The sequence below is a fragment of the Nocardia sp. KT25-26 genome (genome assembly GCF_056627695.1).
The window spans coordinates 662737-679197 of record NZ_CM152813.1; the positions used below are offsets into that span (position 1 = coordinate 662737).

Sequence of the window (16461 nt, forward strand, 5' to 3'; positions counted from 1 at the left end):
CGGGCCCGGCGACGGACTGTGCCGCGACCCGCCTCGATTCGGAGGAGCTGATTCCCGATGACCTCGATGACCGACAATGCGATTCTGCAGTTCATTCTCAACCTGCTGCGCAACCCGGACGAGGCCGCGACCTACGCCGCCGACCCGTGTCGCGTCATCGAGGAGGCCGAGCTCTGCGTCACGCCGCAGTACATCTCTGCCTGTGCGCCGATGGTCTCGCGGATGTTCTGCGGCTGCGGATCGGGGCAGTTGCGCGGAATCGTCTGCGCGGGCCGCAGCGGTGGTGCCGGCATGTTCGGCCCGGCCGGTGCGACCGGGGCGGCCACGCCCTTCTTCTTCGGGCCGGGGCGGGCGTGGGGTGGTCACGGCGGTCACGGTGGGCCGGGGGGACATGGTGGGCACGGTGGCGGTGGGCACGGGGGGCCGGGTGGTCCCGGTGGTCCCGGAGGCGGTGGCGGACCCGGCGGCGGCCCCGGCGGACCGGGCGGTCCCGGTGGACCAGGCGGCCCCGGCGGACCGGGTGGCCCCGGCGGCGGTGACGGCGGAGGCAACGGCGGTGGTGGTGACACCACGATCATCGGTGGCGACGGCGGCGACTTCACCAACGGCGACAACGGTCTCATCAACGGCGACACCACCCTCATCGGTGGGGACAACAACATCCTCGGTGACGTGCTGGGTGGCGACATCCTGGGCGACACCATCGGCGGCGATGTGCTGGGCGGGGATGTAGTCGGCGGCGACGTGCTCGGCAGCCTCATCGGTGGGGACAACGTGATCGGTGACCTGCTCAACGACGGCGGGGTGAACCTCGGCGATATTGCCGGGGCAAACCTCGGCGACGTCGTCGGCAACACAGTCGGCGGTATCACCAACGGCGACATCGGCAGCCTCGGCGATATCGCGAACCTGGGTGATATCACCAACCTGGGCGATATCGCGCAGCTCGGTGACCTGACCAACCTCTCGAACCTCGGCGACATCGGATCCATCGGCGGGGTCGAGGTACTCAACGAAGCCGCGCAGCTCGCCAACGACATGTCCGAGGCGTTCCAGAACGCGGTCGAGATCGGCGACGCCATGCTCGGCGGGCTGAGCGCCCCGGTCTCGGTCGTATCCGGTTCGCTCGGCGGCGTCACCGGCGTGCTCAACGACATCGGGCCGATCGGTGACTTCGGCGGCATCGTCAACGATTTCGGTGGCATCGAGGATATCGGCAGCGTCCTCGACGGGGCCACGCTCGGCGATTTCGTGAACGCATTGAACAACGCCGGCAACGTCACCGAGGTCGTCGGAGACATCGACTCCGTGGTCGGCGATATCGGCTCGGTCGGCGATGTGCTCGGCTCCGTCGGCGATATCGAGAACACCGGGAACACGATCGGCAACCTGGTGGGCGGCGACGTGGTCGGCGACGCGCTCTCCTTCGACGACAACACCGTCGGCGACGTGGTCGGCGATGTGCTCGGTGGCGACAACACAGTGGGTGATGTGGTCGGAAGCCTGGTCGGTGGTGATGTGGTCGGCGGCGACAACACCCTGAGCAATGTGATCGGTGGGGTGACCGGTGACGACAATTCGATCGGTGCGATCGGCGACGTGATCGGCGGTGATGCCACCGTCGGCGAGGTGATCGGCAGCGTCACCGGTGACGACAATTCGATCGGCTCGATCGGGGACATCACCCAGGTGGCCGGCGACGTGGCGAGCATCGGTGACGACAATGTCATCGGGGACGTGAACCAGATCGCCGGTGACGTCGGGTCCGTGGGCGATGTGATCGGCGGGGACGCCACCGTCGGCGACGTGATCAACGGAATCAACGGCGACGACAACTCCATCGGCAGTATCTCGCAGACCGCCGGCGACCTCGTATCGGGCGACAACTCCGTCGTCGATATCAGCGAGGTCGTCGGTGACGGCAATGTGTTCGGTGACCTTGTGGACAACTCGGGCGGAATCATCGGCGACAACGCCACGGTCGGTGACGTTGTGGACAACTCCATCGGCAGCGTCGTCGGTGACGGCAATGTGTTCGGTGACCTTGTGGACAACTCCGGGGACACCGTCGGCGACGTCATCGGCGGCGACGCCACGGTCGGTGATGTTGTGGACAACTCCGGCGACATCTTCGACAACGTGGCCGGTGACCTTGTGGACAACTCGGTCGGTGGTGATGTCGTCGGTGACGTTGTGGACAACTCGGTGGGCGATGTCATCGGCGACATCGGCGATGACAACGTGGTGAGCAACGTCGTCGGTGATGTGGTGGGCGATGGCAACACGATCGGCGATGTCGTCGATGGTGGCGTCGGATCGATCGACGAGAGCACGATCGGCGATATCACCAATGCGGGGGATGTTCTCAGCGGCAACGCGGGAGATGTTCTCAGCGGCAACGGAACAGTGAGCGATGGCGTCGGCGATATCGGCGATGTGACCGGCGCCGGCGATGTGCTCGACGGCGGGATCGGCTCGGTGGGCGATGTGCTGAACGGCAGCACGGTCGGCGATGTCATCGACAACTCCGGCTCCATCGGGAACGTGACCGATGTGCTGAACGATCCGTCGGTCGGCAACGTGCTGAACGACAGCACGGTCGGCGATGTGATCGGCTCGATGGGTGATGTCACCAATACCGGCGACGTGCTGAGTGATATCGGTTCCATCGGTGACAGCACCGTCGGCGATGTCCTCAGTGGCAACGGCACCGTCGGCGACGTCCTCGACAACGCCACCGTCGGTGATATCACCGATGTGGTGGATGCCGGCAACGTCGGTGATATCACGAACGTCGGCTCGGTCGGCGACGTGGTGAACAACGGTCCGGTCGGCGAGGTACTCAACGACGCGGGAATCGAAACCGGCGACATCACCGACATTCTCAGCGGTGACAACACGGTCGGTGGCATCAGCGACTTCCTCAACGGTGACAACACCATCAGCGACGTGACCGATGTGTTCAGCGGTGACAACACGGTCGCAGATGTGCTCAACAACGCCACGGTCGGCGACACCCTGAGCGATGTGGGAGACGTGCTCAGCGGGAACGGGACGGTAGGCGATGTCGGTGATGTGCTGAGCGGCAACGGCGTAGTCGGTGATGTCACGGATGTGCTGAACGACAGCTCGGTCGGCGATGTCACGGATGTGCTGAACGGCGACAACACGATCGGAAACATCTCCGAGGTGGTCGACGGCTCCGTCGGTGATGTGCTGAACGATTCGTCGGTCGGCGATGTGGAGAACGTGGTCGGTGGCGTGCTGAATGATGCATCGGTAGGCGATATCGGAAACGTCGTCGGTGATGCGCTCAACGACTCCTCAGTGGGCGATGTCGGCAATATCGCAGGTGATGTGCTCAGCGGCAACGGGACTGTCGGTGACCTAGTCGAAACCGGTGATGTGCTCGGAGATACGACAATCGGCGATGTCAGCGGGATCGCCGGGGACGTGCTCGGCAACGGCGCGGTCGGCGATGTTCTGAACGATGCCGGCGATATCAGCGGGACGGTGGGCGATATCGGATCCGTCGGGGATGTGAGCGATGTCGTCGGTGACGTGCTGAGTGGCAACGGAACGGTCGGCGACGTCACGGATGCGTTCAACGACAACGAGATCCTCAATGGCGTCGGTTCGATCAGTGATGTGACCGGCGACCTGGTCGACGCCGGCGGCGACATCGGCTCCATCGGCGACGTCACCCAGGTCGTCGGCGACATCTCCGGAGACCTTGTGGATGGCTCGGTAGGTGACGTGACCGGGATCGGTGACGTGTTCGACGGCGACATCTCCCAGGTCGTCGGCGACATCACCGGTAACAGCGGCGATTTGGGGACCGTTGGTGACTTGACCCAGACGGTCGGCGACATGACCGGGGTCGGCGATCTGCTCGACAACAGCGGCGACATCGGTTCCATCGGTGATATCTCACAGGCAGTCGGTGACATCACCGGAAACTCGGGCACCATCGGCGACGTGATCGACGGTGGCGTCGGTTCGGTCGGTGACATCACCGATGTCGGTTCGATCAGCGACGTGATCGACGGAGGCGTCGGCTCGGTCGGTGACATCACCAACGGTGATACCGGGAACATCGTAGGTGACGTGACCGGTGACGTCGTGGACGGTGATATCACCGGCGACCTGATCGACGGCTCGGTCGGCGACGTAACGGGTGACCTGGTCGACAATTCCGTCTCCGATCTGATCGACGGCGGAATCGGTTCGGTCGGTGACGTGATCGGCAATACCGGTGATCTGACCGGAATCGCCGGCGATGTGACCGGGGACTTGATCGATGGGTCGGTCGGCGACGTGATCGACAACTCCGGGACTGTGGGCAGTATCGGCGATGTCGCCGGCGATCTGGTCGACAACTCGGTCGGCGACCTGACGAACGTCGGGTCGATCGGTGACGTGACCGGTGACCTCGTCGACGGTGACGTGACCGGCGATCTGATCGACGGCGGTATCGGTTCGGTGGGCGATGTGACCGGGGACCTGATCGATGGTGGCGTGATCGGCGGAGACCTGACCGGCGTCGCCGGTGATGTCACGGGCGACCTGGTGGACGGTTCGATCGGCGATGTGACCGGGGACCTGATCGACGGTTCGGTCGGTGACGTGATCGGCAATACCGGTGATCTGACCGGGGTCGCCGGCGATGTCATCGGTGGCGAGGTGACCGGGGTGGCCGGCGATCTGGTCGGCGATATCACCGGCGACTTGGTGGACGGTTCGGTCGGCGACGTTACGGGCGACCTGATCGATGGCGACGTGACCGGCGACCTCATCGACAATTCCGGCGACATCACGGGCGACCTGATCGATGGTTCCGTAGGCGACGTGGTCGGCAACTCCGGCGATATCGCAGGTGACTTGATCGACAACTCGGTCGGCGATCTGACGGACGTCGGATCAATCGGCGACGTGACGGGGGACGTGATCGACGGTTCGGTCGGCGATGTGATCGGTAATACCGGCGATGTGACCGGAGATCTGATCGACAGCTCGGTGGGTGATGTGACCGGCGACCTCATCGACAACTCGGTGGGCGACGTGACCGGGGTGGTCGGCGATATCACCGGCGACCTGGTGGACGGCTCGGTTGGCGATGTGACCGGCGACCTGATCGATGGCGACGTGACTGGCGACCTCATCGACAACTCCGGCGAAATCACAGGTGACTTGATTGATAACTCCGTCGGGGACGTGGTCGGCGATGTGATCGACGGTTCTGTCGGCGATGTGATCGGTGGCGATGTGACCGGGGTGGCCGGCGATCTGGTCGGCGATATCACCGGCGACTTGGTGGACGGTTCGGTCGGCGACGTGACGGGCGACCTGATCGATGGCGATGTGACCGGCGACCTCATCGACAACTCCGGCGAAATCACAGGTGACCTGATCGACAACTCCGTCGGGGACGTGGTGGGCGATGTGACCGGCCATCTGATCGACAACTCCGTCGGTGATGTGACTGGCGATCTCGTCGACGGTTCGGTGGGCGACGTGGTCGGGGATGTGATCGACGGTTCGGTGGGTGATGTGATCGGCAACACCGGCGATATCACCGGCGACCTGATCGATGGGTCGGTCGGTGACATAACCGATGTCGGCTCGGTTGGCGATGTCATCGGCGGTGATGTCACCGGTGACCTGATCGACGGTTCCGTGGGCGATGTGACCGGCGATCTGATCGACGGATCGGTCGGAGATGTCGCCGGCGACTTCATCGACAACTCCGTAGGTGATGTGACCGGCGATTTGATCGACAACTCCGTCGGTGACATCGCAGGCGACAACAACGTGGTGGGTGATGTTGTGGACAACACGATCGGCGGCATCGGTGACGGTAATTCCTTCGGCGATGTCATCAACAACTCGGGCGAGGTCGTCAGCGATGTGGTCGGTGATCCGACAGTGGTCGGCGACCTGGTGGACAATTCGGTCGGCGGCGATTTGATCGACAACTCGGTCGGCGATGTGACCGATGTTCTGAACGGAAACGGGAGCATCGGCGATATCTCCCAGGTGGTCGGCGATGTCACCGGAATCGATGGCACGGTAGGCGATATCACCGATGTGGTCAGCGACAACACGGTTGGCGACGTCGTCGGTGAGGTGACCGGCGTGGAGGCCGGTGACTTCCTGAACAACATCGGCAATGTCGGTGACGTGATCGGATCCGTAGGCGATATCGACGGCATCGACAACTTCGTCGGCGACGTGTTGAACGGGAACGGTTCGGTCGGCGATATCACCGGCGACTTCTTGAACAACTTCGGAAACGTGACCGACCTGGTGGACGGTTCGGTCGGCGATGTCCTCAGCGGAAACGGGACGGTCGAGGACGTGCTGAACAACACGGGCACGGTAGGCGATGTCGTCAACGAGTTCGGCAACGTCGGTGATATCACCGGATTCGCCGGCACCGTCGGTGATGTGCTGAGCGGCAACGGTTCCGTGGGTGATATCACGAACTCGATCGGCGACTTCACCGGAGATATCGGTTCGGCGGGTGACATCACCGGCGTCGGTGACGTGCTCGACGGCAACACGGTGGGCGACATCCTCAGCGGCAACGGCACGGTCGAGGACATGCTGGACAATTCCGGGACCATCGGTGGCACGGTCGGCGATCTCACGGGCATCGGCGAGCTCGGTGACGTGCTCAGCGGCAACGGGACGATCGGCGACGTCACCAATTCGATCAGCGATGTGACCGGGGATATCGGTTCGGTCGGCGATGTTCTCGGTGGCAACACGGTCGGCGATGTGTTGAGCGGGAACGGGACGGTCGGCGATGTGGTCGGCTCGGTAGGCGACATCGGCAGCATCGACGATGTTCTCAACGATTCCGGAAACGTGGGGCAGGTCGTGGGGGACGTACTCTCCGCCGGCGGCGATATCGGTTCGGTGGGCGACATCACCGATGTGGTCGACGGATCAGTCGCAGACGTGCTCAACGACAACGTCGGCGACGTCACCGGGATCGGTGAAATCGGCGATGTGCTCAACGACAACGACGCGGTCGGCGATATCACCAACACCTTCGGCGATGTGACCAACACGGTCGGCGACGTGTTGAGCGGCAACGGTTCCATCGGCGATATCACCGGCGACATCCTCAGCGGCAACGGCACGGTCGGCGATATCACCGGTGACGTGCTGAGTGGAAACGGCACGGTCGAGGACGTGACCGGTTCGGTCAGCGACATCCTCAGCGGTGACGGCAACGGCAGCGGCAACGACATCATCGGGGACGTGACCGGCATCGCCGGCGACCCGAGCCTGGTCGGGGACGTGGCCGGGAGTGTCGGTGACGTGTTGAGCGGTAACGGCACGGTCGGCGACATCACCGGGATCGCCGATAACACCGTGGGCGATATCGGCACTGTCGGTGACCTGACCGGGACGGTGGGCGACGTGCTCAGCGGTGACGGCAACGGCAGTGGTAACGACATCATCGGGGACGTGACCGGCATCGCCGGCGACCCGAGCCTGGTCGGGGACGTGTTGTCGGGCAATGTCGGCGACGTCACCGACAACACGATCGGTTCGGTCGGCGACGTGCTCAGCGGAGACGGCGACAACACAGTCGGCGATCTGCTCTCGGGCAATGTCGGTGACATTTCCGAGGTGGGCAACGTGACCCAGACCGTCGGTGATGTGGTCGGTGGCGATGTCACCGGCGTGGCGGGTGACCTGGTCGGTTCGGTCGGTGATATCGGCACGGTCGGCGATATCACCGGGGTGGCCGGCGATCTGACGAACACGGTGGGCGATATCGGTTCGGTCGGTGACGTGACGGGAATCGGAGGGGATTTCGACAACACGATTGGTGAGGTGACCGGAGTGGCCGGTGACGTGAACAACTACATCGGGAATGTGTCTACGGTCGTCGGTGACGTCACCAACGCGTGGGGTGATGTATACGGAGTCGGCGGCGATTTCATCGGATCGATCGGCGATATCTCCGGCGACGCCACCGGCGTCTCGGGCGACATCATCGGCTTCGCCGGTGACTCCTTCAACGGGTTCACCGGGATCGCAGGTGATTTCACTGGCGTTGCGGGCGACGTGTTCGGCGGTGTCACCGGAATCGGCGGTGACTTCACCGGGATCGCAGGTGATTTCGCCGGTGTCGCCGGCGACGTGACCAACAGCTTCACCGGGATCGCCGGTGACTTCGCTGGAATCGCCGGCGACGTGAGCAACAGTGTCACCGGTGTGGCTGGGGATCTGAGCAACAGCTTCACGGGCGTCGCAGGTGACCTGAGTGGCAGTGTCACCGGAGTTGCCGGCGATTTCAGCAACAGTGTCACCGGTGTGGCTGGCGATCTGAGCAACAGCTTCACCGGAGTCGCCGGAGACATCACCGGAATCGGCGGCGACGTGTCGGATGTGTTCGGCGGGGTCACCGGAGTCGGCGGTGATATTGCGAGCTGGACCGGGGACTTCACCGGAGTCGCCGGGGACGTCTTCGGCAACTTCACCGGCGTCGCCGGTGATATCGGTGGCGACCTCTCCGGCATCGGTGGCGATGTGACCGGCGTGAGCGGTGACCTGTTCGACGGATTCACCGGAATCTCCGGCGATGTGACCGGCTGGACCGGGGACCTGAGCAACAGCTTCACCGGCATCGCGGGCGACCTGAGTGGCAGCCTCACCGGCGTCGGTGGCGATCTGACCGGGGTTGCCGGTGATATCTCGGGCGTCGCCGGCGATTTCACCAATACGTTCGGCGACATCTCCGCCTTCACCGGCGATATGACAGGTGTCGCGGGCGACTTCCTCAATGGCTTCACCGGGGTGTCCGGTGATCTGACCGGGTTCGGCGGCGAGATCTCGAACTCGATCGGCGACTGGTTCGAGAACGTCGGAAATGTCACGGGCACATTCGGTGACATCTCGGGAGTGGCCGGCGATGTGACGGTTTCGGTCGGCGACGGCCTGACCGGATTCGCCGGCGATGTGACGGGCGTGGGCGGCGATCTGCTCGGCTCCGTCGGTTCGGTCGGTGACGTCACCGGAATCGGTGAGGTCGGCGACATCACGAACACGATCAGCGACGTAACGGGCATCGCAGGCGATGTCACCGGAATCTCCGGTGCAGTCGGCGATGTGACAGGGATTGCGGGCGATGTCACGGGCGTCGCCGGCGACTTCAACGGCATCGTCGGCTCTGTCGGCGACGTGACAGGTGTAGTGACCGGAGACATTTCGGATATCGCAGGGGACGTGAGTGGCATGGCAGGCGACGTGAACTTCCAGGGCATCGGTGACGTGAACGGCATCGGCTCGATCAGTGACATCTACGACGTGTTCGACTTCAACGACAACACGTTCGAGCACATCACGGTGCTGGGCGGCGACGTGCACGATTCGCTGAACGGGTGGACCAACACGTTCGAGCACATCACGGCGTTCGGTGGCGACGTGCACGATTCGCTCAACGGCGATTGGCTCAACGACTGGAACAACAGCTTCGACGACATCAACGTCCTGGGTGGCCAGGTACAGGACTCGCTGAACGGCGCGAACATCCTCGGTGGCATCACCAACAACGGTGACGTGATCTGGGATCAGGATTGGGTGCAGTCGATCGGCAACCTCACCGACATCGCCGACTGGAACCAGTCGGTCGGTGACCTGACCGGCGTCGGCGACAACGTGCTCAACGGCAACACGTTCGACGACATCAACGTTCTCGGCGGCCAGGTCCAGGACTCGCTCAACGGCGACTGGCTCAACGGCTGGACCGATGTGGCGGACTTCTTCGGTGGCGGCGGACTGGCCGGCGACGGTGGGATTCTGAACAACGGCGGCATCTTGAACGACAACCTCATCGACCCGGACAACGTGAATGTGCTCGGCGTGCAGGATGCACTGAACGGTGACTGGACGAACGCGGCGGGCATTGTCGGAGATTGGACCAACGTCGGCGGCATCGTCGGTGACGACAACACGGCCGGGCTGGTCGGCGACTGGACCAACTCGGTGGGCAGCGTCAGCGACTTCCTCAACGACGGCAACTGGGAGCACATCACCGTTCTGGGTGGCGACGTGCACGACTCGCTGAACGGCTGGACCGACACCCTCGACTTCTTCAACGGCAACACCTTCGACGACATCAACACCAACGTCCTCGGTGGCCAGATCGACGAATCGTTCAACGGCGACGGCGGTCTGCTGGGCGGCGGCGTCCTCAACGGTGACGGTGGCCTGGCCGGCGACGGCGGGATCCTCAACGGTGACGGTGGTCTCGCCGGCGCAGGCGGCGTGCTCAACCCCGACGGTGGCATCACCGGCATCGGTACCGGCGACATCCTCGACAACGCGAACTTCGAGCACATCACGGTTCTAGGTGGCGATGTGCACGACTCCCTGAACGATTCGCTGAACGGCTGGGCTTTCGACGACATCAACGTCCTCGGTGCGCAGGACACTCTCAACGGCTGGACCGACTTCCTGAACGCCTGGGACATCGACGACACCAATGTCCTCGGCGGCCAGGTGAACGAAACCCTCAACGGCTGGACGGACACCGTCGACTTCACCGACAACACCTTCGAGGACATCACCGGGGTCGGCGGCAATGTCGACGAGATCGGTGACGTGACCGGCATCGCGTCCGGCGAGGGCGGCCTACTCGGTGACGGTGGTCTGCTGGGCGACGGCGGTGCCTTCAACGGCGACGGTGGCCTGCTGGGCAGCGGTGGACTCACCGGCGTCGGCGGCGACCTCACCGGACTCGGTGACGGAAACACCTTCGACGACATCAACGTGCTGGGTGTGCAGGACGCGGTGGACGATTCGCTGAACGGCTGGGATATCGACGATGTGAACGTGCTCGGCGGCCAGGTGAACGAGACGCTCAACGACTCGCTGAACGGCTGGACCGATGTGGTCGACGCGACCGGCATCGGAGCCGGTGAAGGCGGGCTGGCCGGTGACGGTGGTCTGCTGGGTGACGGTGGCGTCCTCAACGGCGACGGTGGCCTGCTCGGCAGTGGCGACCTGACCGGTGTCGGCGGCAATTTCACCGGAATCGGCGGAACCGTCACCGATTCGCTGAACGCCTGGGACCTGGACCACATCAACGTGCTGGGTGCCGATGTGCACGATTCGCTCAACGACACCCTGGACGACTGGAACTTCGACGACACCAATGTCCTCGGCGGCCAGGTGCAGGATTCGCTGAACGGCCTCGACTTGGTCGACGACGTGTTCAACGGCAACACCTTCGACGACATCGACACCAACGTCCTGGGCGGTCAGGTGAACGAGACTCTGAACGACTCGTTGAACGCTTGGGACATCGACGACACCAACGTCCTGGGCGGCCAGGTCAACGAGACCCTGAACGACTCGTTCGACGCCTGGGACATCGACGATGTGAACGTCCTCGGCGGTCAGGTGAACGAATCGCTCAACGACTGGGACGATTTCCTGAACGGCAACGACATCGTCCAGGATCTGAACGCCGCGGCGGCGGGCATCGGCGGTGCGGTGGCCGGCGACGGCCTGTCCACTACCCCGGCGATGGATGGCGGACTGCTCGACGGCGACGGAGTGTTCTCGGCGCTCGATCCGGCCGCGGTGGCCCCCGACGAGGAGACCAACCCGGTCGGCGGACTCGCCACGACCGCCGCGCAGACGGTCGCCGGTGCCGGTGCCGCAACGGTGCTGGGCAGCCTCGACGATGCGACCGCCGACGCCGCCGGCCTGACCGGGTTCACCGATATGGTCGACACCGGACTGCCGACCGGGCTGGACGAGGTCTACCAGGCGACCGGCGTGGTCGAGAACGTCGGCTCGGGTCTGGAGACCGGCTTCGGCGACGGACTGACCGGTGGCACCGGCCTGGTCGACCAGGCGGCCGACACCGCGTGGGCGGTCGAGAATGCGAAGATGGACCTGATCGAGTCCGGCATCGCGGGTGCCACCGGCGCGCTGGCCGGCGAGGAACTCCCGGGCGTGGACGATGCCGTGCAGACCGGCTGGCTGGACGAAGCCACCGGCCACACCCTGCCGGATCCGGGCCTGCTTGATCCGGGCACCCTGGACCCGAACAGCGTGCTCGATCCGGTGGCGATCACCGACGAATACGATCCGTCGGGTTGGCTGGATGCGACGGGCGACGCCGTCGGCAGTGGCCTGGAGACCGGTTTCGGTGACGGCCTGACCGGCGCGGTCCCCGATCCCGGCACCGGGCTCCTGGATACCGGGACCGGGCTCGTCGACAACGGAGCCGGCCTGGCGGATACCGGGACCGGCGTCGTGGATACCGGCACCGGAGTCGTCGGCGGGGTCGTGGACAGCGTGGGTGGCGTGCTCGGCGGAGGCTACGACTCCGGCTATGACACGGGCTACGACGCCGGCCAGACGGCCTACGATACGGGCCAGACGGCCTACGACTCCGGCTACGACACGGGCTACGACGCCGGCCAGACCGCCTACGACTCCGGCCAGACGGCCTACGACTCCGGTTACGGTGCCGCGGACTCCGGTTACACCTCGGGTTACGACACCGGCCAGTCGGTCACCGAACCGGTTTACGACACCACCACCGGCACCACCGGAGCGGTCTCGGACACCTGGGATCAGGTGGATGTCTCCGGCGCCTTCGGCCCGGGTCTCGGCGCCACCGACACCGGCGTGCTGGGTTCGTCGACCGACACCACCACCGACACCGCCGACGACGGCGGCCTGCTCGGTGGCGGCCTCCTCTGAGAAGGGATCGGCTCCGATGGCGAATATCGCTGAGCAGTCGACAGCACCGTCAGCAGCCACCCCGCTGCTGACGGTGCTGGGGGATACGATCACGGCGGCCCGCGCGGCGGACCGCGACGACCTGGTGGTGCGGTTGGAGGCGGCGGCCCAGCGGTTGCGGGACCCACGCCGGCGGATCATCGTCACCGGCCAGCTGGGGCAGGGCAAGAGCCGGTTCGTGAATGCGCTGCTGGGGCAGTCGGTCTGCCCGGTCGGCGACGATCGCACCACGGCCGTCCCGCTCCAGCTCGAGCACGGCCCGGTGCCGCGGGCCGAGCTGGTGCTCACCGCTCCGGGCGCGGCGGAGACCCGGGTGGAGGTGCCGTTCGCGGAGATCGGCGGCATCGATGCGAACAGCCCGTATGCGAAGGGCCGCCAGATCGTGCGGATCGAGGCGCAGGCGCCGAACCAGCTGCTCGGTGAGGGCATCGTGCTGGTGGACACGCCGGGTGTCGGTGGGCACGGCTCCTCGTACACCACCGGCGTGCTGGGGATGGTGCCGGCGGCGGATGCGGTGTTGGTGCTCAGCGATGCCTCGACCGAACTGACCGAGCCGGAACTGTCCTTCCTGCGGCAGGTGCGTGAGCTGTGCCCGACAGTCGCGGTGCTGCTGACCAAGGTCGACATGTACCCGCACTGGCGGCGGGTCGCCGACGCCGACCGCCGGCATATGGCCCGCGAAGGGGTGGAGGTGCCGCTGATCCCGGTGTCCTCGCTGCTGCGGACCCACGCCCTGCGTCGCCGCGATGCCCAGCTCGGCCGGGAATCCGGCTTCGGTGTGCTGTTCGGTTTCCTCAAGGAGCAGGTCGTCGTCCGGGACCGGATCGCCGCGCAGGCCGCGGTGGCGCGGGAACTGCACTCCTCGGCCGAGCACCTGGCCTTGGCATTGGGCAGTGAACTGATGATGCTGCGTAACCCGGAACGCGCCGACAATGCGGTCCGCGAACTGGAGGCTGCCCGGGACGCTGCCGAGGAACTGCGCCGCGCCTCCGGCTACTGGCAGCAGACCCTGTCGGACGGGATCACCGACCTGATGGGCGATATCGACCACGACCTGCGGGAACGGCTACGGGCCATCGCGCACACCGCCGAGGACTGGATCGACGATCACGACCCGGCCCGGCACTGGCGGGCGATCGCGGAATGGCTCACCGGGACCGTCGACACGGCGCTGGGTGACAACCTGCTGTGGACGCACACCCGCACCGAGACGCTCGCCGAACGGGTCGCCGACCACTTCAGCGCGGTCGGCGCCGTGGACCTTCCGAATATGGACAAGGCGCTCGATTCCGACGGACGGGGCGCCGGTGCGGGCACACTGGCCGATCTGGAACCGGATATCGGTGCCACCAGCAAGGTACTGGTGGGGTTGCGCGGTTCCTACGGCGGTGTGCTGATGGTCGGTCTGGCCAGCACGTTCGTCGGTATGGCCCTGCTGAATCCGCTCTCGATCGGCGCGGGTGTGCTGGTCGGCGGCAAGGCGTACAAGGACGACAAGCAGGTCCGGCTGTCGAAACGGCGTTCGGAGGCGAAGAACGCGGTGCGCCGGTTCGTCGACGACGTCGCCTTCCAGGCCGGCAAGGAGACCAAGGACCGGATGCACCGGATCCACCGGGCGCTGCGCGATCACTACACCGGGGTCGCGGCTCGCTCGCTGCGTTCCATCGACGCGTCACTGAGCGCCGCGCAGGATGTGGCCAGTTCCGCCGCGGCGGACCGCGCCGAACGCACGGCCGAGCTGGAACAGCAGCTGCTCGCGGTCACCGAGCTGCGCAAGTATGCCGACCGGATGCTGCAGCTGCCCGGCGCGAGCCGGGAACGGGCGATGCAACCACCACCGCCCTCGGTGCGGCCGGTGCCGGTTCCGGATCCGCGGGGTGCATCGAGGGCGCGTCCGGCCCCCTGAGGAACTGTTCCCGGCGGGGGCGCCGCCGCTAGGGTGGCAGCGTGGGCACCAGATGTGAACCGGCGGCGACCCGACACCGAGCGGCACCGGGAATCCTCGTCGAGGCCCAGCAGCTGGTTGCGGCGGCGACGCAGGCGCTGGGCCGGGACCCGGCCGCCCGGGCCCGGCTGGCGGAGTGTGCGGCGCGGTTGCAGGAACCGTTGCGCGTCGCCCTGGCCGGGTCGATCAAAGCGGGCAAGTCGACGCTGCTGAATGCGCTGATCGGGCAGAGCGTGGCGCCGACCGACGCCACCGAATGCACCCGGGTGGTCACCTGGTACCGCAACGGCCCGACACCCACGGTGACGGCCTACGACGATTCCGGTGCCACGGCCAACGTGGTGGTCCGGCGAGGAGCCGGAGCACACGGGCTGACCTTCGAATTGGACGGGCTGCGCTGGGATCGGCCGGGACTGCATGCGGTGGACCATCTGGAGGTCCGCTGGCCGACTCCGGAGCTGGCCCGTACCACCATCATCGACACGCCGGGTACGTCGTCGCTGTCGCAGGAAGTGTCGCTGCGTACCACTCGGCTGCTGACACCGGACGGCTCGGGCGCCGAGGTCTCGGGGGCCGATGCCATCGTCTATCTGCTGCGTCGGCTCGACGCCACCGACGTGGACTTCCTGGAACAGATCGGTGGTTCCGGCGGCACCTCCGGACCGCTCGGCGTGGTCGGGGTGGTATCCCGGGCCGACGAAGTCGGGGCCGGTCGCATCGATGCCCTGCAGTCCGCGCGGGATGTGGCGGCCCGGTTCGCGGGGGAACTGGAGCAGACCGGGCTGTGTCAGTCGGTCATCCCGGTGGCGGGACTGCTGGCGTTCGCGGCGGCCACGCTGAGCCAGCCGGAGTTCGCGGCCTTCGAGGCACTCGCGCGGGTGCAGCCCGAGGATCTCGAGGTGGCAATGCTGTCCGCCGATCGGTTCGCCCGGCCGGATGTGGCGTTGCCGGTGCCGCCGATGGTGCGTGCTCAGCTGGCGGACCGGTTCGGGATGTTCGGGGTACGAATGGCGACCGACCTGGTCCGTTCCGGGGTCCGGGACGCATCGGCGCTGGCTGCCGAGCTTTCCGCGCGCAGCGGGATCGAGGAGCTGCGCGCGGTGCTGGATGTGCAGTTCGGGCAGCGGGCCGAGCAGCTGAAGGCGCATTCGGCGCTGACCGCCCTGGATCGGGTGCTCGCTGGCCATCCCGGGCCGGCCGCCCGGGACCTACGCCCACGGATCCGGACCCTGCTCGCCGATGTGCACGGATTCGCCGAGCTGCGGCTGCTCGGCCGGCTGCGCAGCGACGAACTTCCCCTACCGCCCGACGACCTGGCCGAGATGCACCGGCTGGTCGGCGGCTCCGGGATCGCGCCGCATCTGCGGTTGGGGTTGCCCGCCGATGTCGATGTCGCGACGTTGCGTGCACACGCGGTGGCGGCGGTGCAGAAATGGCGGGGCCGGTCCCGGCATCCGCTGGTCGATCAGGCCACGGCCGCGGCCTGTCTGACTGCGGCTCGCAGTGCCGAGGGAGCACTCGCGCAGATACGCGGCTGAGTCCGGTCCGTTCGATTGAATTGATCCCGTTTCAATTCTTCCACCGGCGGGCATCCGCCGGGCTAATTGGTCGACTGCCCAATTCTGTTGGGTTCGCTGTCACCTACCGGTGACAGCGCCGTGGCCGTATTCACATGTAACACGGCCTCAGGTAACGGATTCATAGCAGATTTTCGGCCTCTACCAGGACTTTATCTC

The 16461-nt window shown here is 65.8% G+C and carries 3 protein-coding genes; all 3 read left to right on the top strand.

Annotated features, from left to right (window positions below; all coding sequences use genetic code 11):
• The first annotated feature begins 57 nt into the window (after positions 1–57).
• From AC1HFH_RS03115 to AC1HFH_RS03125, 3 genes are read left to right on the top strand one after another with little or no spacing between them, the layout of a single operon-like run.
• Entirely contained in the window at positions 58–12741 is a 12684-nt protein-coding gene (locus tag AC1HFH_RS03115) for a hypothetical protein (RefSeq protein ID WP_480245924.1), read from the top strand.
• Between the two features lie 16 nt (positions 12742–12757).
• On the top strand, positions 12758–14686 hold the full coding sequence (locus AC1HFH_RS03120) for a dynamin family protein (protein ID WP_480245925.1): 1929 nt from the start codon (positions 12758–12760) through the stop codon (positions 14684–14686).
• A gap of 41 nt (positions 14687–14727) precedes the next feature.
• Positions 14728–16263 (top strand): dynamin family protein, encoded by a 1536-nt coding sequence (locus AC1HFH_RS03125; protein WP_480245926.1) that lies wholly within the window; start codon positions 14728–14730, stop codon positions 16261–16263.
• Positions 16264–16461 lie beyond the last annotated feature (198 nt).

What these genes read in the sequence shown, in the direction of transcription:
- AC1HFH_RS03115 (WP_480245924.1), top strand. Translation starts at nt 58, where the DNA reads ATGACCTCGATGACCGACAATGCGATTCTGCAGTTCATTCTCAACCTG.
- AC1HFH_RS03120 (WP_480245925.1), top strand. Translation starts at nt 12,758, where the DNA reads ATGGCGAATATCGCTGAGCAGTCGACAGCACCGTCAGCAGCCACCCCG.